This is a genomic window from Actinobacillus porcinus (genome assembly GCF_901764995.1).
Taxonomy (GTDB): domain Bacteria; phylum Pseudomonadota; class Gammaproteobacteria; order Enterobacterales; family Pasteurellaceae; genus Exercitatus; species Exercitatus porcinus.
In genome coordinates this window covers 13,231-32,929 of record NZ_CABFKI010000004.1, presented here as the reverse complement: position 1 = coordinate 32,929, position 19,699 = coordinate 13,231, and the positions used below count along the sequence as shown (strand labels likewise).

Genomic DNA, 19,699 nt, shown 5'->3' with positions numbered 1-19,699 from the left:
ACGTTACTGATAGTAATTTCCACCGTATTTCTTCTTTTTATAGGAAAATTTCATGAAAGTATTACATGTTTGTTCGGAGTTATATCCGTTATTAAAAACCGGTGGATTGGCGGATGTAATGGGTGCATTGCCTTTTGCTCAAAAAGACATTGGTATGGATGTTCGTATTGTTGTGCCGGCTTATCCGGCCATGTTACGTGGTATTCCTGAAACGGTAGTGGTGAATGAATTCCATCACTTCTTTGCCGGCTACATTCGATTGCTTTATGGCAAATATAAAGGCATTGGCGTGTATTTAATTGATGCGCCACAACTTTATGCCCGCGAGGGAAATCCGTATCACGATCCTTGGTATAACGATTACGGCGATAACTACAAACGTTTCGCTTTACTCAGCTGGGTAGGGGCAGAATTGGCAACCGGCTTAGATCCTTGGTGGCACGCAGAAGTGGTGCATGCTCACGACTGGCACGCGGGTTTAACGGCCGCTTATTTGGAAAACAAGGGGCGTCCGGCCAAATCAGTGTTTACCGTACATAACCTTGCTTATGCCGGCTTTTTCTCTTATCACCATTTATTTGAAATTGGCTTGCCAACGTCAATGTTTAATGTCAATGGCTTAGAGTTTTATGGTCAAATTTCCTATTTAAAAGCAGGGCTATATTATTCTGATGCCGTCACCGCAGTAAGCCCAACCTATGCGAAAGAAATTACCACCCCAGAGTTTGCTTATGGCTTACAAGGGTTATTGGGCACCTTAAAAGCACAAAATCGCCTATTTGGTATTTTAAATGGTGTAGATGATGTGATTTGGAACCCTACTTGTGATAGCTATATTGAAAATCACTATGACAAAAAAGACCTCACAGGCAAAGGGAAAAACAAAGCTGCATTACAAGCTGCCTTTAATTTACCGCAAGATCCGACCGCACTTTTATTTGTGATGGTGACACGTTTAACGGAACAAAAAGGGGTCGATTTATTGTTAGAGTGCGCACAGCACATTGTTGCGCAAGGCGGACAATTAATCGTACTGGGTTCAGGCGCACCGCATTTTGAAGAAGGCTTACGCCAGTTAACCCATTATTACCCACAACATGTTGGCGTGCGCATTGGGTATGATGAAGCCTTATCTCATTTAATCATTGCAGGCGGCGATGTTATCTTAGTCCCAAGCCGTTTCGAGCCTTGTGGTTTAACACAATTATACGGGTTGAAATACGGCACATTGCCATTGGTTCGTTCAACGGGTGGTTTAGCGGATACCGTTGTGAATAGCACCGCAGAAAACATTGAACAAAATTGCGCCACCGGTTTTGTGTTCTATGATGCCGTGCCGCACGGCTTACAAGGCTCTATTCAACATGCCTTCGCCCTTTGGCAACAACCAAAACTTTGGCAAAAAGTTCGCACTCAAGCTATGACACAAGATTTCAGCTGGCGAATTTCTGCGGAACATTACCAAGATTTATATCGTTCTTTGTTCTCGAGATAAGTAGGGTGGGCATCCCTGCCCACCATTAAAACTTTGTTATCGAAATAAGTAGGGTGGGCATCCCTGCCCACCATTAAAAACATTGTTATCGAGATAAGCGTTTTCGTGTTTACCAAGGTGGCAAACCGATAAGTTTTAGCGTTTAAGGATAGGCGCTCATATTTTCGTGATGAAAATCACCACTATTGGCGTATTTTAAATTAAGGATGAGTAAAAATGCGCCGTTTAAAATCAACGAGGAGTTCAACATATCATGACATTTGATAAAATCGATGCGCCGTTCCCTTATAGAGCGCCGGAGCACACGACTGCATCACTCAAAGAAACTATTATTTATAAATTAATTTTCTTAATCGGTCGTTCACCACAAGAAGCGAGTCAACGCGACTGGTTAAACGCGACACTTTATGCCGTGCGCGATTTAGTGACAGAAGGCTGGATTAATACAGCACGTCAATCACGTGATGAAAAAACACGCCGTGTTTACTATCTTTCAATGGAATTCTTAATGGGTCGTACCTTGTCGAATGCCTTAATCGCAGAGGGCGTGTACGAATTAGCGAGCGAAGCTTTAAAAGAATTAAATGTCGATTTAGAAGAGGTTTTAGAAAAAGAAGTGGATCCCGGTTTAGGTAACGGCGGTTTAGGTCGTTTAGCCGCTTGCTTTATGGATTCAATTGCCACTTTAGGGATTCCGGCTATGGGTTACGGTATCCGTTATGAATACGGTATGTTCCAACAACATATCGAAGACGGTCGCCAAGTGGAAAAACCGGATGCTTGGTTAGAAAAAGGCTCTTGCTGGGAATTTATTCGTCCATCAAAACGTTTCAACATTCGTTTTGGCGGTCATATTTATTTTGAAGGCAAAAAATGCCTGTGGAAAAATGACGAAGAAATCACCGCACTTGCTTACGACCAAATGATCCCGGGTTATGACAATGATTCCGCAGCGACCTTGCGTTTATGGAGCGCGCACGCGGGCGATATGTTTAACCTACAAGACTTCAACCGCGGTGATTATTTCAGTGCCATTGAAAATCGCGCGTCAACGGAAAACGTGTCTCGTGTGTTATACCCTGATGATTCAACGGTAGCCGGTCGTGAGTTACGTTTACGCCAAGAATATTTCTTAGTTTCTGCTTCGTTACAAGATATCGTACGCCGTCATAAACGCACACATGGTACGGTAAAAAATCTTGCAGACAAAGTGGCAATTCATTTAAACGATACCCACCCGGCTTTAGCAATTCCTGAGTTAATGCACATTTTAGTGGATCAAGAAGGTTACGAATGGCAAACCGCTTGGGATATGTGCCGTCAAATCTTCTCTTACACCTGCCATACGTTAATGTCTGAAGCCTTAGAAACATGGCCGGTGGAAATGATGGCGAAAATTTTACCGCGTCATTTACAAATTATCTTTGAAATCAATGATTACTTCTTAGAATATGTCCGCACTTATGTGACCACTGATGATCACTTTATTCGCCGTGTGTCTTTAATTGAAGAAGGCGATGCGCGTAAAGTGCGTATGGGGTGGTTATCTGTGGTGGGGTCACATAAAGTCAACGGCGTTGCGGCGATTCACTCAGACTTAATGGTCACTTCAACCTTTGCAGATTTTGCCCGTATTTATCCGGAACGTTTCACTAACGTCACAAACGGTATTACACCACGCCGTTGGATTGCCGTAGCGAACCCGGATTTATCTGCCTTATTTGACCGTTATATCGGCACAGAATGGCGCCGCGATTTAAGCCGTTTACAAGAATTAAAAGCACATATTCAAGCACCTGAATTCAAAGCAGCAATTCCACAAATTAAACGTGCAAACAAAGTGCGTTTAGCGGACTATGTCAAACGTGAACTAGGCATTGAATTAAATCCGGACGCCTTATTTGACGTTCAAGTTAAACGTATCCACGAATACAAACGCCAAATTCTTAACGTCTTACACATCGTAGCACGTTATAACGAAATGATTGCGAACCCTGAAAAAGACTGGACACCACGCGTATTTATCTTAGCCGGGAAAGCAGCATCGGCTTATTATGCGGCAAAACAAACCATTAATTTAATTAATGACGTAGCGCATATTATTAACCACGATGAACGCTTGAAAGGTCGCTTGAAAGTGGTATTTATCCCGAACTACAGCGTAAGCCTTGCGCAAATCATCATTCCTGCAGCAGATATTTCTGAGCAAATTTCCTTAGCAGGAACGGAAGCCTCAGGGACAAGTAATATGAAATTTGCCCTTAACGGCGCGTTGACCTTAGGTACGCTAGACGGTGCGAACGTAGAAATCTTAGAAAACGTAGGCGAAGACAACATCTTTATTTTCGGTAATACCGTAGAACAAGTGGAAGCCTTACGCCGCGAAGGTTATTATCCGTTTAACTATTACCAACAAGATGAACAACTTCGCACGGTGATTGATCAAATCAGTGCAGGACGTTTCTCGCCGAAAGATCCGAACCGCTATCAAGATTTGCTCAATAGCTTACGTTCCCACGACTACTACCAAGCCTTTGCGGATTTCCGCAGCTATGTAGAAGCGCAAAAAGCGGTAGATGAAAAATATCGCAACCAAGACGCTTGGGTAGAAAGTGCGGTGCAAAATATCGTGAATATGAGTTTCTTCTCATCAGACCGTACCATCGCGGAATATGCAGAGAAAATTTGGAAAATTAAACCATTAAATCTGGCATAAGTTAAAGCTGTCATCTAACGCGGTGAAATTCACCGCGTTTTTTACACCCATTCAAAAAATTTCAATTATTTATCAGTAGGGACACACTGCGTGTGTCCGTTTCATTTTATATTGATGATATTTAGCGGACACACTGCGTGTGTCCCTACGGTAATACGGTATTATGTAGCAATTGCACAAAAGTCAATTTTAGGAAAATTTATGTAGGGGTGGGGTTTATCCCCACCCGTAAGCCCTGATGTTCGAATAAGATTCGGGCGGGGATAAACCCCGCCCCTACGAAAATATTTAATGTTTGCACAATCGCTACATAATACCGGGAAATTGTGCTAGAATTCACCGCACTTTTTGATAGTTCATTGTAGGAACTAGTCAAAAGTGCGGTGTTTTTTAACACATATATTTTGATTATTTATTTGTAGGGGCGAAATATTTTTCGCCCTGTTCCTATTCCATAACAAAATGGAAATAAGGCGAACTATATTCCCCTACATCATCGTATAAACCAACAAGTAACCTTTCGTATGGGTTACCACTGTATAAGGATTAACAATGCCAATTATTACTTTACCTGATGGCTCACAACGCCAATTCGACACCCCCGTTTCTGTGATGGAAGTCGCTCAAAGTATCGGTGCAGGTCTTGCGAAAGCAACAATCGCAGGGCGTGTAAACGGCGAACGCCGTGATGCTTCTGACATTATCAGCGAAGATGCTACCCTTGAAATTATTACTGCAAAAGATGAAGACGGTTTAGAGATTATCCGTCACTCAACGGCACACTTACTGGGGCACGCAATCAAACAACTTTTCCCGAACGTGAAAATGGCGATTGGTCCAACAATCGACAACGGTTTCTATTATGACATTGATTTAGACCGCTCTTTAACCCAAGAAGATATTGATGCGTTAGAAAAACGTATGTTAGAGCTGGCAAAAACCAATTACGACGTGGTGAAAAAACGTGTGAGCTGGCAGGAAGCAAGAGATACGTTTGAAAGCCGTGGCGAGCCGTACAAAATGGCGATTTTGGACGAGAATATCAGTAAAGATGATCATCCGGCGCTTTATCATCACGAAGAATATATTGATATGTGTCGTGGTCCGCACGTGCCGAATATGCGTTTCTGCCATCACTTCAAATTACAAAAAGTGGCGGGCGCATACTGGCGTGGCGACAGCAAAAATAAAATGTTGCAACGTATTTACGGTACGGCGTGGGCAGATAAAAAACAACTTGCCGACTATTTACAACGCTTAGAAGAAGCGGCAAAACGTGACCACCGTAAAATTGGTAAAGCATTAGATTTATACCATATGCAAGAAGAAGCACCGGGTATGGTGTTCTGGCACAATGACGGTTGGACGATTTTCCGTGAGCTTGAAACCTTCGTGCGTACTAAATTAAAAGAATACGATTACCAAGAAGTAAAAGGTCCGTTTATGATGGACAGAGTGCTTTGGGAGCGTACTGGTCACTGGCAAAACTATGCGGATTTAATGTTTACTACCCAATCAGAAAACCGTGAGTATGCGATTAAACCAATGAACTGTCCAGGTCACGTTCAGATTTTCAATCAAGGCTTAAAATCTTACCGTGATTTACCAATTCGTATGGCAGAATTCGGTTCTTGCCACCGTAACGAACCATCGGGTTCATTACACGGTTTAATGCGTGTGCGTGGCTTTACTCAAGATGATGCGCATATTTTCTGTACAGAAGAGCAAATTGAAAGTGAAGTAACCAGCTGTATCAAAATGGTTTACGATATTTACAGCACCTTCGGTTTTGAAAACATTGCCGTAAAACTTTCAACTCGTCCGGAAAACCGTATCGGCGATGACGCTATGTGGGATCGTGCCGAAGAAGGGCTTGCAAACGCATTACGCAATAACGGCTTGGAATATGAAATTCAAGAAGGCGAAGGCGCATTCTACGGTCCAAAAATTGAGTTCGCATTACGTGACTGTTTAGATCGTGAATGGCAATGTGGTACGGTGCAATTAGACTTTGCTTTACCGGGTCGTTTAGATGCCTCTTATGTGGCAGAAGACAATGGTCGCCGTACGCCTGTGATGATCCACCGTGCGATTTTAGGCTCAATCGAACGTTTCATCGGGATTATTACCGAAGAATACGCAGGTTTCTTCCCAGCGTGGTTAGCACCGGTTCAAGCGGTGGTAATGAACATTACCGACAGCCAAGCAGAATACGTGCAAAAAGTAGTGAAACAACTTTCTGACGCGGGCTTGCGTGTGAAAGCAGATTTACGCAACGAAAAAGTCGGCTTTAAAGTGCGTGAACACACCTTACGCCGTGTGCCTTATATGCTTGTTTGTGGTGATAAAGAAATTGCTGAAGGCAAAGTCTCTGTGCGTACCCGTAAAGGTGCAGACTTAGGCACTTACAAAGTAGAAGAGTTTGTCGAAATCTTAAAATCACAAGTACGTGGACGTGAGTTGAAGTTACTTGGGGAAGAGTAGTTCTTCACTGTTAAAATAGTCAAAACGCCGTTCGAAAGAGCGGTGTTTTTTATTAAAATAATGCTGAAATTGTAACTAAAAAGTTGATGCGTTAAATAAGGAATCGCCATGCACGAAATGTCGTTATGTCAGAATATGATGAAGATTATTGAGAAAGAATGTGAAAAACAGAATGTAAAGCAGGTGACGGACTTATGGTTGGAAATCGGCGCATTATCTTGCGTGGAAAAATCTTCTCTTGAGTTTTGTTTTGCTGTCGTTTGCCGAGAGACGGTGGCGGCAGGTTGTAAACTGCATTTTATTGATGTGCCGGCGCAGGCTTGGTGTTGGCAGTGCAGCCGAATGGTGGAATTGGCGGTGACGCAGGCAAGTTGTCCGTATTGCGGCGGCACGCATTTTCAAATGCAGCAGGGCAACGAATTACGAATTAAAGAGATGGCGGTGAAATAGCGTCAAAATCCAATATATCGGTGGCAATACGGGCGGAAAACTCAAGATGATGGGAGGCGATAATCATCGTTAACGGCAGTTCCGCTAAAAGTGCGGTCAGTTTTTTTACCGTTTTCGGATCCAAGCCGTTGGTTGGTTCGTCCAATAATAAAACCTGCGGTTGCATTGCTAATACGCCCGCCAGTGCGGTGAAGTTTTTTTCGCCGCCCGACAGATGATTGACTGCACGTTCCGCCAAATGAGAAATCTCTAACTTTTCTAATTGTCGGTGTGCCAATTCATACGCCTGTTCTTTACTGTACCCTTGATTTAACGGGCCGAACGCCACATCGTCGATCACTTTCGGACCGAATAATTGGTCGTCGGGATGTTGAAACAGAAGCCCGATTTTGCCGCGGAAAGGAACAAAATCTTTTTCATGTCGACAAGTTTGCCCGAATAGTTTAATTTCTCCGCTGAAGGGTAAAAAGCCTAATAAAGTGTGCAGCAAGGTTGTTTTACCGCAGCCGACGGAACCGTGCAACACAAGGCGTTGTTGCGGATTTAGTTGCAAATTGAAGCGGTCTAATACCGAGCGTTGATGACGGATAACGGTTAAGTTTTGAACGTTAATCATCCTTGATGTTCCTTATGCACATTGATCTTTTGATAATTTACCCCGCGGGCGCGTAATGCCATATCGACGATTTCCGCTTTATTCATTGCATGAATCAATAATAACGCCACCCGTTGTGCCGTGACGTAAAAGGTGCGACGGTTGAAACCGGCGCGAAAGCCTCTGGCGCGCATGGCGGTAGATAAAGTGCGGTCGGTTTCGGCGAAGATTTTTATGTAACGAACGCTGAGCAGGGCTAAACGGACAAATTTAGGCGGAACAAACGGATGCTGAAGCAGCGTCAATAAATCCAGTTCGTTAAAGCGGTGTAATAATAAACGAATACAGAGGGTGATCAGGTTCATTTTCAAACTGAGCAGCAATGCCAGTTGCTGACCTTCGGCAGAATAATGCCAACCGTCCTGCCATTTCCAAGGCAGGGTGAGCCAAATAAAGAATGTAAAAATATTGAATATCAGTAAAAACCTAATTGCCTGTTGCAACTGTCGGTGACGAAAATATAAGCCTAGAAAAAACAATAGGATAAAGATAAAAAGTGCGGTCAAGATTTTTACATTTTCGACGGCGCTGAGTGCGAAAGCGCTGAAAACCGCCAGTGAGAAACGTAACGCGATGCTCATGAATCCGCCTCTTTAGCGGTGAAATTCAATGCGCTCGGTTGCATTTGCGTGAACAATAAAATCACGCCGCAACTGATTATCGAATCCACGAACATAACGGGCAAATGACTGATAAATAACAAATAGATTAATTCCGCATATTGTCGACCGCCGTCTAAAAACAGCAAGAAGGCAGCAATACATAATGCACCACCGACACCGACGATGGCACTGCCGATTCCTGCGCAAATCAGCTTAGTGCGCGAGACGACGGGAGAAAATAGCGGGCGGAATAAATAATGTGCTGCCAATGCGGAAAAGCCCATAATGCACAAATTGGCGCCTAACACGGCAAAACCGCCGAAAGAGAAGAAAACCGTTTGCAGCAATAAGGCGATCAAAAATGCAGGAAACACCGTCCAACCGAGGAATACCCCCGCCATGCCGTTAAGAATTAAATGTACGCTGCCAAGACCGAGCGGAATGTGAATGGTGCCAGCCACAAAAAAAGCGGCGGCGAACAATGCGTTGAGCGGTATTGTGCGTTCGTCCAACCGTTTGATACCGAATGCCACGGCTGCTGTGGCAACGGCGCTGCAACCGATTAAAGTGGGAAGATGTAAAATACCTTCTGATAAATGCATATTTAATCCGTACTAGTTTTTATTTCGCTGCCGCCATAAAACAACGGCGCCGAAAATTCCGAAAATATAACCGATGCCGCCTAAAATATCGCGCCAATACATTTTGTCTTGTAATTGCGCAATGTCTTTGCGCAACTGTTGAAATTCGCTTTGGCTGACTGAATTGTTGTCGGCTATGGTAATGTGCGGTACTTCCAGTGATACTTTATGCCCTTCCGCCCCTTCCACCACTAAAATGTGTTTATCGGCGGAAGGCACGGTCAGGGCGATATGTCCGTTTTTATCGGTCATGCTTTCCATGATCGGATTTTCGCGGTCGTTGTGCTTGAACACGCCGACATAATGTTCGACGGCGGGTTTCATATCCGAATAATAGGCATCGCCCTGTAATTGCACGCCTTGTTGCTGCGCCACTAAATGCAGGTTGTGCGCAGACGCATAAAGCGGCAACAGCGTACACAGCATAAGTATCCGTTTTTTCATGCTTATTTCAGTTCAAAAGTTAATAAGTATTCGATACTGACGGAATGATAGTCCGGATTATTCGGCGTATCTTCAGTAAATTCCGCCCACACCTTATTCAATCCCGCCTTAGGCGTATAATAGGCAATGCCTTGTTCATTGGTTTGTTGCAAAGGTGCGTCTTCTCCTTCACCGACACCGATTCCCTGCACCGGTTTGCCGTTTTTCAATGCCAATATCGCCAACGGTTTACCCGCTTCAGGCAGACTTTGCGGGATAAGTTCATAGCGCTCATGTCGGCTTTTAAGCAGATTGTCGTCGACTTTAATAACCACCTTGCCTATTTTTTGTGCAGCAAGACAAGTTACCGCATTGGTTGTATTCGTTTTCGAGCCTTCAACGTATTTGCCGTTCGGCATTTTACACCATGTGCCGTTATTAAAATCGATCAGTACCAAGCCGGTGTCGGTCGGTAAATTAATATAGGCTTCGCCGTTATTAAAAACAGTTTTGAGAGGTTGTTGACGGTCATCCTTTAAGACGGCGGTAACTTTAGTCAGTTTGTGTTCCGCATAGGTTTCGGTTTCTTTATGTCCGAACTTGACAACATACTCCGTACCGTTCGCGGTTTTCTCCAGCCACACATTATGTGCGACGGCAGGAAAAGCGAAAACGGCGGTTAAAAGTGCGGTCAGTTTTGGCATAGTTTTCATAATGTCTCTTTTTGTGAATGAATACAGTGCTATTAATATGCTAAAATGATAAACTATGAAGTAACTTCAGACTCAAGTAAAAAAAGTTAAAATTGTGAGATAGATCAATGAAAATAGGACAACTTGCCGAAGCGCTTGGTTGTACGGTAGAAACCATTCGCTTTTACGAACAACAGGGTATGCTGCCGCCGGTGGAACGGGGAACAAATAATTTTCGTTGCTATAACACGGAACATTTGGAATGTTTGAGTTTTATCCGTTATTGTCGGACACTGGATATGTCGTTGGAAGAAATCAAACAATTACTTAATTTAGAACGCTCCGCGGTTTCGCCGTCGGAAGAAGTGAACGCATTGTTGGATAGACATATCAAAGAGATAGCAAAACGCATCCACGAATTGGATCATTTGCGGATGCGTTTAATTAAATTAAAGAGGGAATATCAACAAAGCGATCAAAAAGACGGCTTGATGCAGATGTTATTGAAACATCAGGGATTAAAGATTACGCCGTTGCGTTAGTTTGGCGCAAGCCTTCAAAATCACTTACTTCGTGATCCAGTTGGCTGATTGCCAATAACGCATCTAAGGTGTTTTTAGCTTCTTCTTCATCCATAATGCTCATCGCAAATCCCACATGCACTAACACCCATTTGCCGAGTAATTCCTGCGGATCCTGCTCGCAAACCAACGCAATATTGACTTCACGCTGTATGCCGCAGACATCAATAGTGGCAGGCTCTAAGCCGCTTTGACCGACTTTAACGATTTTTCCCGGTACACCCAAACACATAATAATTTCCTGTTTTTATTACTGACCACCGCTATTTAAGCATAGCACGAAGAATGTTGCGTTTATTCAAATCCGGCGCTTGTTGTTGCACCGGCAGGGATAACAACATCGTTAAGCAATCTTTTGTCAGCTGAATCGCTTGCTCCGCCGTCAAATTAGGATCGAGCGGCGAGAGTAGGGAACTGCTTAAATATTGCGGTACGGATTCCACACCGCTCACCGTAAACGTAATAGTTTTATAAGGTAATTGCAAGCCCAGTTTATCGCCGATCGCTCGTTCTTCCCACTGTTGTTGCGGACCGGGCAGGACGACGATACTCATCATCCAAGGCGTCAGCACGGTGCCGATCCATTGTCCTTCAAATAGCACAAAGTTCGGAGTGAAACAGGGAATATCGTGACGATAAAAGGGCAGGTCGCGCATATTTTCGGCAATTTTTTCCATTTCCGAGCGGAATAATTCGCTCGGATTATCAATGAAACCCGATATAACAGAAAGTGCGTTTTTTTCTGACTCTGTTTCCGGATATCTATACATCTTGCAATTCCTTTAACATAGCAGGATCCGTAAAACCATAATTACTTAGCTGTTGTGCTAAGTTCGCAAAAATAGTAGGAAAAACGGCTTGAATTTTATCACTCAAACCGATCCCTGGTTCTAAAGATTCAGGCTGAACACCAATTAAACAGACGTGTTTAGGGAGTTCGTCAGTTAATTTTAATGCAGATAACACATCACAAATACCCAGTTGGTGTGGTGAAATCTTTCGCGAAAAAAAGGTAGGAATTTGTTCGTCATACAGAACAATAATTTCCCCAGCCGCTTTATTCGCAAGTACAGCATCAATGATAATCAGATGGCTACAATGAGCAATAGAATCCAATAACTCCATACCGCAAGTGCCGCCATCAATAACATCAAAGTGCGGTGCAAAATTTGGGTGTTTTTCCAATTCTTGCGCTACACGCACACCAATGCCTTCATCACTCAATAAAATGTTGCCAACACCTAAGATCAATGGCTTCATTATAATACCTTCACTTCAGTCACTTCATTAGTTTCTGTGTTGATGACATGTACCGCACAAGACATACAAGGGTCAAATGAGTGAATAGTGCGGACAACTTCCAATGGTTTTTTAGGATCAGCAACTGGTGTACCGATTAATGAAAGTTCATAAGGACCTAATGCATCGTCTTGGTTACGTGGACCAGAGTTCCAAGTGGATGGCACAACGGCTTGGTAATTAGCAATTTTTCCGTCTTTAATTACTACCCAGTGCGATAACATACCGCGTGGAACTTCACTGAAACTGACTCCTTTGAATTCACCTTGTGATGGAATATCCGCCTTTAAGTAAGCAACTGTATCGCCTCGTCCAATATTATCAATTAACAATTGCCATTGTTGGACGAGAATATCGTTTAATACGCAACAATGTACAGTCCGTCCGATAATACGTCCTAAAGTAGAATGTAAGTCATCCACACTCAACGCTTTGCCAGTTAAGGTTTGGTATAAGCCGCCTACTTCATTGAAATGTTTCAATGTCAATTTATCTTTACTTGCCAATGCACACATGAGATAAGCTAATGGACCCACTTCTACTACTTTGCCGTAGAAAGAAGGGGCTTTTACCCAAGAATATTTCCCATCTTCTTGCCATCCGGTATATTTCGGACGGGTTAAACCAGCCCAAGGTTCAAGAGCTTCATCGTCTTCATACCAAGCATGTTTGCCACTTTCTTTGATGCCTTTGCGTAAAAAGTCATCTTTATGATGTGCGATATTACGGAAAGTAGAAAGATCTCCATTTTCAATATAGCCACCAGATAAAACAAATTCGCTATTATCTTCATTCAATGGGTATTCAGGTACGGATAAATAATTACGTGACGTTTTTCCTAGCTGCAGCCATTCCGGATAATAGGCGGCGATAACGGCAGTATCTACTTTATAGACCTGATTGACGAAATCGTTCAATTTATCAATGCAGCTTTTTACGAACATTAAACGTTCTAAATTCAGCACGGCTTGGGAATCCAAATTAATCGGGTTAGCAACGCCGCCGATGGCTAAATTTTGAATATGCGGCGTTTTACTGCCGAGCAACGCAACCACGCGGTTGGCATCACGCTGACATTCCAATGCCTGTAAATAGTGGGCGACCGCGATTAAATTGACTTCAGGCGGTAGTTTCATTGCCGGATGACCGAAATAACCGTTGGCAAAAATGCCCAATTGTCCGCTGGCAACCAAGGCTTTCAATTTGTTTTGCACGTTGCGGAATTCGTTTGCGCTGTTGAGCGACCAAGTAGAAACGCCTTTTAACATTTCTGCGGCTTTTTCCGGATCCGCTTCCAAGGCGGAAGTAATGTCCACCCAGTCCATCGCGGAAAGCTGATAGAAATGTACAATATGGTCATGCATGGAATGCGCCGCCAGAATCATATTGCGGATATATTGTGCGTTCAGCGGCACTTTGGCGCCTATTGCGTCTTCCACCGCTCGGACGCTTGCGATGGCATGTACTGTCGTACACACGCCACAAATCCGTTGCATAATCATCCAGGCATCACGAGGGTCGCTACCTTGTACGATATTTTCCATACCGCGCCACATTGTGCCAGATGACCAAGCGTTTGTTACTTTGCCGTCTTCAATCTCGCAATCGATACGTAAATGCCCTTCAATGCGGGTAATCGGGTCGATAGTAATACGTTGTTTGTTTGTCATGCTTTCACTCCGTGTTGTATGTTGTTCTCTTCTTGTACTTCTTTAAATACCGGTAATACCGGGAACAAGCGAACAATGAAAATATAAGCGCAAATTTCAATAGAAATAAAACCAATGGAAATTAATAGTTCTTCTGCTGATGGGAAATAATCATATCCCATACCTGGCTCGAACATAACAATAGAATAATTTAGCCGCCATAATGCGGAACCACCAATCATACAAAGTGCGGATACGAATAACCAACGACTGTCATAGAATTTACGTCCGAAAAATAAAGTAAATGTTGGTAAAGACAGAATACCCACTTCCAACCAGAACATTACTGAATAGAAATCACCTTGCATAATGTAATGCAATTTGTTGTTGTAATACAATTCACCGAAACGAAGTAAAACAAACAAACCAATTAGAACAGCAGCAATTCTCGCTAAGCGAGTAAATAAGTGACGTTCGTCAGGGGCTTTGCCAGCTAAACCTGCTTTTACTAATGACCCCTCAAATATGACAATGGAAAATCCCATAATAAAGGCTGTAAACAGAGAGAATACGGGCAACATTTCATAGCTTTGCCACACTGGGTGCAGTTTGTGTCCTGCAACAATCATCAAAGAACCCATTGATGATTGGTGCATCATTGGTAACAATGCGCCAAGTGCCACTAAGAAGAACATAATTTTATTGACTTTGTCGAACCATTTTTTCAAACCAAAATAACCTAAAATCACAGGTGCAAATTCTAAGGTGACGACCCCAATATACACTGTCATACAAGCGGCAGTTTCGAATAAAACTGATGATGTATTGAATTGTCCTGGTAGGAAGAAGTACGGTAAATGCCAATAGCGACCCATATCAATGGTGATTGAAAGACCGCCTAAAGTATAACCAAACAGACTTGCTAATAAAGCTGGACGAACTAGTGGATGGTATTTCCCTTTATTAAATATATAGACTGTCCAAGCCAATGCCCAACCGCCACAGGCTAATCCAGTCCCAACCAATAGGTCAAAACCGATCCATAACCCCCACGGATAACCGCCATTTAGATCCGTCACTGAGCCGATACCAAAAACTAAGCGACGTAATATTAATAGACCACAGATAACAGCAAGTGGTGCAAATACTAATATCGGGATTGATATTAAACGACCACCAAGAGGACGTGCTTTAGCCATGGTGATCCTCCTTCTCTTCTTCTGCTCGCATTTGCTCTCGAGCTAATTTCCATTCTTTTTTAGCTGCTTCAATCTTATCAGCATGTAAACTACGATAAGTCATTGCAGTTAAACCCGCTAAGGCAGCTAAAGGCAAAATCATTCCTCTGTACAACGTATGTTGTACATTTGCTGCTCTTGCTCCAGTTGCTAATTCATCTAATTTAGGTAATTCTAAATTTTCATGAGGTACACCGCTGATAACTAATACCTGAGTGCCACCGCCTTCTGTTTCACCATAAATATGTTGGTAATATAGTGGCACTTTGGCTTTATAGGTATCTTTGCTATCTACAGTTTGACGTGGATAATTATAGTCTGTACCACGTAATAAGGTTAAACGACGTTTAGCCTCAGCGAGTAAATCATTGTAATTACCGTAAATAATTGCACCCGTTGGGCAAACGTGGCAACAACCTGGATTTTCGCCTTTATCAATACGCTCCAAGCCTTTCTGATTACAAAGTTCACATTTGCTAATTTCACCAAATGGATTGTTATAATCATATTTGGGCACATTAAATGGACAAGCGACCATACAATAACGGCAACCTGTGCAAATATCGGGATCATAACCCACAATACCAGTCTTAGGATTTTTTGTCAGTGCTTGAACAGGGCAAGCTGTAACGCAGTTTGGTTCCACACAGTGCATACATTGTTTTTTAATGTAGGCATAGCCGTTTTGCGTTTGATCTTTATATTTGCCTTCACCGTCAGACCATACCTGAATGATATTGCGGGTAAACGGCGATAATTTGTCATTATTTGACCAAGTTTGTTCGCCTTGCGGATTAACCGCCGTTTTGTTTAAATTTTGGCATTCCGCGACACAGGCCTGACAACCGACGCAAAGGGTAGAGTCGTACAGCATGCCCACCGCAGTCGGAATACGCGGACGGTTTTCCGCCGAGGCGTTCGCCGTCATCGGCGTAAGCCCTGAAGCGAGTCCGCCGCAGATTCCTACTTTGAGAAATTTACGTCTATCCATAATGCTATTCCTGTGTCTTGTTTTGTGTATCTGACTGTACTTGTTGGGTCTGACGTTGCGTATTTAGACTACGTAATGTCATTACACTAACCCCAAGTAGGATACCCGCCGCACCACCGAGCAAACCAACAGCGGTTTTAGAAATTCCACCACCTTCTGTCATATTGACATTAGGTTTATCTACGCGTGGTGTTGGATTTTCTACAGTAGCGAGTTGGAAAATACCTTTAGTAAAACCAATTCCTTTCTCATTACAGCCATAGCAAGGATGACCAATTCCCACCGGCCAGTTATTACCACCTACATCACAAAATTCGAGAACAGAACAGTTACCGTAAGTCTCAGGACCTTTACAGCCAAGGTGATATAAACACCAACCATGGCGATGACCGTAGTCACCATATTCACGAGCAAAACGTCCTGCATCAAAGTGCGGTCGGCGATAACAGTTTTCGTGAATTAAGCGATCATAAGCGAAGAGTGGTCGATTTAATTTATCCATACCAGGTAATTTTTTATACGTCATGATATAGGCGACTGTTGCCAAGAAGTTATGGGGATTTGGTGGGCAACCAGGAATATTGATAACAGGCATTCCAGGTAAAATTTCAGCTAAACTACGCGCACCAGTTGGGTTACCACCAACCGAAGGTACTCCGCCCCAAGCAGCACAAGAACCAATGGCGATAATTGCTAATGCATCCTTAGCGGCTTCTTTGATATGTTGTAAAACTGGCTTGCCAGCAATCATACAATAGATACCATCATCTTTTACTGGAATTGAACCATCGACAACTAAAATGTATTGACCTTTGTATTTATGCATTGCGTTGTGCTTATTCTCTTCTGCCTGTTCGCCAAAAGCGGCAGAAAGCACTTCGTGATATTCTAAAGAGATTAAATCTAATACTAGATTTTCTACTGTTGGGTGAGTGGCACGTAATAAAGACTCCGTACAACCCGTACATTCTTGTGCACCAATCCAAATTACAGGTGGACGCTGTGGGCTAGTTAGCGCATCGGTCATTTCCGCGCTTGCGTTGGCACTCAAACCCATCGTCGCCGCCATTGCGGTGCAAAGTTTCATAAAATCTCGACGGGAAACATCGGTAAGAGCCGAAAACAAATCGTCGTATCGCTGCATATTTCACTCCTAAACACGCATTTTATATGTGGGTACATATAAAATGATAACACTTTTGTAACATAAAAAAATTGATTTATCTCATGAAAAAATAGATTTTCCTTATGAAAAGTAGGCATTTCAAGAAAATACATAGAAATAGGTAGATTGTTAAAAATAATTATTTTGTTGTTAAATATTATCTGTATGTAAATTTAAGGTTTAATTTATTAGTGTTTAATGAGAAGATAAAGCGAACTAGATTCTCTTTACTTTATGTGAAAGCATTATGATGAAAACAGCGCATTTTTATGGAGTTGAAATCCGCGTTAAAGGAAAAGTACAAGGTGTGGGTTTCCGTCCTTTTGTATGGCAACTTGCCAAGCAATATCATTTATGTGGTGATGTGAATAATGATGGTCAGGGCGTATTAATTCGTATTTTATTTGAATCAAAAACAAAGCAAAAACCGACCGCACTTTCTACCTTCTTAACGGACTTACAGAATAAATTACCGCCATTAGCACAGATTACCGATTTACATATTCGAGAGACAGAATGGGATAACATTTTAGATCCTCATAAATTTATGATCCGTGAAAGTGAAAATAATCAAATGGACACGCAAATTATTCCAGATGCAGCCACTTGTCCCGCTTGTATTGCAGATTTATTTGATTCAACTAATCGCCGTTTTCGCTATCCGTTTACCAATTGTACCCATTGCGGCCCGCGTTTTACCATTATTCGCGCCATGCCTTATGATCGTAAAAATACGTCGATGCGTAATTTTCCGTTTTGCGCCGATTGTGAGCGGGAGTATAAAGATCCTGCCGATCGCCGTTTTCACGCTCAACCCAATGCTTGCCCGGTTTGCGGTCCTGAAATTTGGCTGAGTGACGGCAAACAAAAAACAGCACAAAATCACACCGCACTTTTAGCGGCGGTAGAAAAATTGCGACAAGGGAAAATTGTGGCGGTGAAAGGCTTGGGCGGTTTTCATTTGGCTTGCGATGCGACAAGAGAACAAGCGATCCACTTACTGCGTCAACGTAAACAACGACCGAGCAAACCTTTTGCCGTAATGGTGCCCGATCTCACTTGGTTGCAAGGTTTAAACGAAGCAGAAAAAACACAACTGCAAAGCAGTGCTGCGCCCATAGTGTTATTGCCGAAACAGAAAACCAAACGACTACATGATTCGGTGGCGCCGAGTTTAAACGAAATCGGCGTGATGTTGCCGAGCAATCCGTTACAACATCTGTTAATGAAAGAAATCAACCTGCCTTTAGTGATGACCAGTGCCAATCAAAGCGGATTACCGCCAGTGTTGGACAACAATGATGCCTTCAGCCAACTGGAAGGTTTGGCGGATTATTGGTTGCTGCATAATCGGGATATTCTACAACGGGCGGACGATTCGGTTATCCGCGTGGCTTTCGACGGCAAAGAGACGTTGCGGCGTGCACGCGGTTATGTGCCGAACGAAACGGAATTGCAAATTAACAATACGAAAAATATTTTGGCGCTGGGAGCGGATCTGAAAAATACATTTTGTTTGTTACGTACCAATCACGCCGTGGTGACACAACATTTGGGCGATATGCAAAATGAACAAATTCAACGACAACTTATCCGTAACATCACTCTGTTCGAGCAAATTTATCAATTTAAACCCGAAGTGATCGCCGTTGATGCGCACGGCGGTTATTTTACCCGTCAATTAGGGAAAAAACTGGCGACGGAACATGGCATTCCGTTGATTGAAGTGTTACACCATCACGCCCATATTATCAGTGTGCAGGCGGAACATCACAGACTTGACGAAACCGTGATCGGTTTGGCGTTGGACGGTATCGGTATGGGCGAAAACAATCGGCTTTGGGGCGGCGAATGTTTATTAGTGACGCAGGATAAAATGCAGCATTTAGGCGGACTACCGGCGGTCGCCCTTGCCGGTGGCGATATGGCGGCAAAGCAGCCTTGGCGTAACTTGCTGGCGCATTGTTTGGCATTTGTACCGAACTGGCAGGATTATGAAGCAACAAAATCCGTGCGGAGCAAAAACTGGCAGCCGTTAGCCAAAGCAATTGAAAATCAACTGAATTCACCGTTGATTTCCTCTGCGGGGCGGTTATTTGATGCGGTTGCCTGCGCCTTAGATATTGTCACCGAACGTTTAACTTGGGAAGGCGAAGCGGCCTGTCAGTTAGAAACGCTTGCATGGCAATACGAACAAACGGTAAAGGATAAAAGTGCGGTCGAAAATCAGGCTGTTTTTATGCCGTTAAACGCAGATAATCGGTTGGATTTAGCGTGGTTTTGGCAGCAATGGTTGCCTTTGCAACTGCCGACGGCACAAAAAGCTTGGCTGTTTCATTGCGCTTTGGCTAAAGGACTGGCGGATTTAGCCCGTCAACAGGCACGGCAACATAAAGTTAAAACTATCGTATTATCGGGCGGGGTATGGCATAACCGACTATTGCGCTATTTAATCAGAAAGGAATTGACGGAGTTTGAAATTTTAACGCCCCATCAATTCCCGCAAGGTGATGGCGGTATTGCATTGGGGCAAGCGGTGATTGCAAGTCTGCTCTGTCAAAATGAGTGAAACGGTCATTGCAATAACCTTGCACGCTTTGTGCAAGGTGTGGTCGAGT

The 19,699-nt window shown here is 43.3% G+C and carries 18 protein-coding genes; 6 read left to right on the top strand and 12 right to left on the bottom strand.

Going from position 1 to position 19,699, the window contains the following annotated elements; translation table 11 throughout:
• Positions 1 to 52 precede the first annotated feature (52 nt).
• The 4 genes from glgA to hypA all read left to right on the top strand — a co-directional run bounded on the left by glgA (position 53) and on the right by hypA (position 7,145).
• Positions 53 to 1,495, top strand: coding sequence for a glycogen synthase GlgA (gene glgA, locus E7T07_RS03885; RefSeq protein WP_135709609.1), 1,443 nt, complete (start codon positions 53 to 55; stop codon positions 1,493 to 1,495).
• A 253-nt stretch (positions 1,496 to 1,748) separates the two neighbouring features.
• On the top strand, positions 1,749 to 4,211 hold the full coding sequence (locus E7T07_RS03880; protein ID WP_135709608.1) for a glycogen/starch/alpha-glucan phosphorylase: 2,463 nt from the start codon (positions 1,749 to 1,751) through the stop codon (positions 4,209 to 4,211).
• 552 nt (positions 4,212 to 4,763) lie between these two features.
• Complete coding sequence (gene thrS, locus E7T07_RS03875; protein ID WP_135709607.1) at positions 4,764 to 6,695, top strand: threonine--tRNA ligase; 1,932 nt, start codon at positions 4,764 to 4,766, stop codon at positions 6,693 to 6,695.
• Between the two features lie 108 nt (positions 6,696 to 6,803).
• On the top strand, positions 6,804 to 7,145 hold the full coding sequence (gene hypA / locus E7T07_RS03870) for a hydrogenase maturation nickel metallochaperone HypA (protein ID WP_135709606.1): 342 nt from the start codon (positions 6,804 to 6,806) through the stop codon (positions 7,143 to 7,145).
• On the opposite strand, the gene E7T07_RS03865 is transcribed toward hypA, so the two are convergent.
• The 5 genes from E7T07_RS03865 to E7T07_RS03845 are packed head-to-tail and all read right to left on the bottom strand — an operon-like array spanning position 7,123 to position 10,179.
• Positions 7,123 to 7,761: an energy-coupling factor ABC transporter ATP-binding protein gene (locus E7T07_RS03865; RefSeq protein WP_135709605.1), complete on the bottom strand. Its 639-nt coding sequence runs from the start codon at positions 7,759 to 7,761 to the stop codon at positions 7,123 to 7,125. The two genes, hypA and E7T07_RS03865, sit on opposite strands and share 23 nt — an antisense overlap.
• Positions 7,758 to 8,381 carry an energy-coupling factor transporter transmembrane component T family protein gene (locus E7T07_RS03860; protein WP_135709604.1) on the bottom strand — a complete coding sequence of 208 codons (624 nt, stop codon included), beginning with the start codon at positions 8,379 to 8,381 and terminating at the stop codon, positions 7,758 to 7,760. The genes E7T07_RS03865 and E7T07_RS03860 overlap by 4 nt, the downstream gene beginning before the upstream one ends.
• A complete protein-coding gene (gene cbiM / locus E7T07_RS03855; protein ID WP_135709603.1) occupies positions 8,378 to 9,004 on the bottom strand; it encodes a cobalt transporter CbiM in 627 nt (208 codons plus the stop codon). The genes E7T07_RS03860 and cbiM overlap by 4 nt, the downstream gene beginning before the upstream one ends.
• A gap of 12 nt (positions 9,005 to 9,016) precedes the next feature.
• Complete coding sequence (locus E7T07_RS03850; RefSeq protein WP_167874929.1) at positions 9,017 to 9,469, bottom strand: HI_1622 family ECF transport-associated protein; 453 nt, start codon at positions 9,467 to 9,469, stop codon at positions 9,017 to 9,019.
• Between the two features lie 20 nt (positions 9,470 to 9,489).
• Positions 9,490 to 10,179 carry a DUF4198 domain-containing protein gene (locus tag E7T07_RS03845; RefSeq protein WP_135709601.1) on the bottom strand — a complete coding sequence of 230 codons (690 nt, stop codon included), beginning with the start codon at positions 10,177 to 10,179 and terminating at the stop codon, positions 9,490 to 9,492.
• Positions 10,180 to 10,286: 107 nt separating this feature from the next.
• Here E7T07_RS03845 and E7T07_RS03840 point away from each other — a divergent pair, with 107 nt between their 5' ends.
• The gene (locus E7T07_RS03840) at positions 10,287 to 10,700 is read left to right on the top strand and encodes a MerR family transcriptional regulator (protein ID WP_135709600.1); all 414 of its coding nucleotides are present in this window, start codon (positions 10,287 to 10,289) and stop codon (positions 10,698 to 10,700) included.
• Here E7T07_RS03840 and hybG read toward each other — a convergent pair.
• The 7 genes from hybG to hybO are packed head-to-tail and all read right to left on the bottom strand — an operon-like array spanning position 10,684 to position 17,060.
• Positions 10,684 to 10,971, bottom strand: a complete 288-nt coding sequence (hybG, locus tag E7T07_RS03835; protein WP_135709599.1) for a hydrogenase maturation factor HybG — start codon at positions 10,969 to 10,971, stop codon at positions 10,684 to 10,686. The genes E7T07_RS03840 and hybG overlap by 17 nt on opposite strands.
• A 31-nt stretch (positions 10,972 to 11,002) precedes the next feature.
• Positions 11,003 to 11,509 carry a hydrogenase-2 assembly chaperone gene (gene hybE / locus E7T07_RS03830; protein WP_135709598.1) on the bottom strand — a complete coding sequence of 169 codons (507 nt, stop codon included), beginning with the start codon at positions 11,507 to 11,509 and terminating at the stop codon, positions 11,003 to 11,005.
• Positions 11,502 to 11,999, bottom strand: a complete 498-nt coding sequence (locus tag E7T07_RS03825) for a HyaD/HybD family hydrogenase maturation endopeptidase (protein ID WP_135709597.1) — start codon at positions 11,997 to 11,999, stop codon at positions 11,502 to 11,504. Before E7T07_RS03825 ends, hybE begins: the two co-directional genes overlap by 8 nt.
• Complete coding sequence (hybC, locus tag E7T07_RS03820) at positions 11,999 to 13,708, bottom strand: hydrogenase 2 large subunit (protein WP_135709596.1); 1,710 nt, start codon at positions 13,706 to 13,708, stop codon at positions 11,999 to 12,001. Before hybC ends, E7T07_RS03825 begins: the two co-directional genes overlap by 1 nt.
• Positions 13,705 to 14,886: a Ni/Fe-hydrogenase cytochrome b subunit gene (gene hybB, locus E7T07_RS03815; RefSeq protein WP_115637926.1), complete on the bottom strand. Its 1,182-nt coding sequence runs from the start codon at positions 14,884 to 14,886 to the stop codon at positions 13,705 to 13,707. The genes hybC and hybB overlap by 4 nt, the downstream gene beginning before the upstream one ends.
• Positions 14,879 to 15,916, bottom strand: coding sequence for a hydrogenase 2 operon protein HybA (hybA, locus tag E7T07_RS03810; protein ID WP_135709595.1), 1,038 nt, complete (start codon positions 15,914 to 15,916; stop codon positions 14,879 to 14,881). The genes hybB and hybA overlap by 8 nt, the downstream gene beginning before the upstream one ends.
• A gap of 4 nt (positions 15,917 to 15,920) precedes the next feature.
• A complete protein-coding gene (gene hybO, locus E7T07_RS03805) occupies positions 15,921 to 17,060 on the bottom strand; it encodes a hydrogenase 2 small subunit (RefSeq protein ID WP_135709594.1) in 1,140 nt (379 codons plus the stop codon).
• Between the two features lie 271 nt (positions 17,061 to 17,331).
• Here hybO and hypF point away from each other — a divergent pair, with 271 nt between their 5' ends.
• Entirely contained in the window at positions 17,332 to 19,650 is a 2,319-nt protein-coding gene (gene hypF / locus E7T07_RS03800; RefSeq protein WP_135709727.1) for a carbamoyltransferase HypF, read from the top strand.
• Positions 19,651 to 19,699: the final 49 nt, after the last annotated feature.

What these genes read in the sequence shown, in the direction of transcription:
- hybB (WP_115637926.1), bottom strand. Translation starts at nt 14,886, where the DNA reads ATGGCTAAAGCACGTCCTCTTGGTGGTCGTTTAATATCAATCCCGATA.
- hybG (WP_135709599.1), bottom strand. Translation starts at nt 10,971, where the DNA reads ATGTGTTTGGGTGTACCGGGAAAAATCGTTAAAGTCGGTCAAAGCGGC.
- E7T07_RS03850 (WP_167874929.1), bottom strand. Translation starts at nt 9,469, where the DNA reads ATGCTGTGTACGCTGTTGCCGCTTTATGCGTCTGCGCACAACCTGCAT.
- hybA (WP_135709595.1), bottom strand. Translation starts at nt 15,916, where the DNA reads ATGGATAGACGTAAATTTCTCAAAGTAGGAATCTGCGGCGGACTCGCT.
- hybE (WP_135709598.1), bottom strand. Translation starts at nt 11,509, where the DNA reads ATGTATAGATATCCGGAAACAGAGTCAGAAAAAAACGCACTTTCTGTT.
- E7T07_RS03865 (WP_135709605.1), bottom strand. Translation starts at nt 7,761, where the DNA reads ATGATTAACGTTCAAAACTTAACCGTTATCCGTCATCAACGCTCGGTA.
- hybC (WP_135709596.1), bottom strand. Translation starts at nt 13,708, where the DNA reads ATGACAAACAAACAACGTATTACTATCGACCCGATTACCCGCATTGAA.
- E7T07_RS03860 (WP_135709604.1), bottom strand. Translation starts at nt 8,381, where the DNA reads ATGAGCATCGCGTTACGTTTCTCACTGGCGGTTTTCAGCGCTTTCGCA.
- hybO (WP_135709594.1), bottom strand. Translation starts at nt 17,060, where the DNA reads ATGCAGCGATACGACGATTTGTTTTCGGCTCTTACCGATGTTTCCCGT.
- hypA (WP_135709606.1), top strand. Translation starts at nt 6,804, where the DNA reads ATGCACGAAATGTCGTTATGTCAGAATATGATGAAGATTATTGAGAAA.
- E7T07_RS03840 (WP_135709600.1), top strand. Translation starts at nt 10,287, where the DNA reads ATGAAAATAGGACAACTTGCCGAAGCGCTTGGTTGTACGGTAGAAACC.
- E7T07_RS03825 (WP_135709597.1), bottom strand. Translation starts at nt 11,999, where the DNA reads ATGAAGCCATTGATCTTAGGTGTTGGCAACATTTTATTGAGTGATGAA.
- cbiM (WP_135709603.1), bottom strand. Translation starts at nt 9,004, where the DNA reads ATGCATTTATCAGAAGGTATTTTACATCTTCCCACTTTAATCGGTTGC.
- E7T07_RS03845 (WP_135709601.1), bottom strand. Translation starts at nt 10,179, where the DNA reads ATGAAAACTATGCCAAAACTGACCGCACTTTTAACCGCCGTTTTCGCT.
- glgA (WP_135709609.1), top strand. Translation starts at nt 53, where the DNA reads ATGAAAGTATTACATGTTTGTTCGGAGTTATATCCGTTATTAAAAACC.
- hypF (WP_135709727.1), top strand. Translation starts at nt 17,332, where the DNA reads ATGAAAACAGCGCATTTTTATGGAGTTGAAATCCGCGTTAAAGGAAAA.
- E7T07_RS03880 (WP_135709608.1), top strand. Translation starts at nt 1,749, where the DNA reads ATGACATTTGATAAAATCGATGCGCCGTTCCCTTATAGAGCGCCGGAG.
- thrS (WP_135709607.1), top strand. Translation starts at nt 4,764, where the DNA reads ATGCCAATTATTACTTTACCTGATGGCTCACAACGCCAATTCGACACC.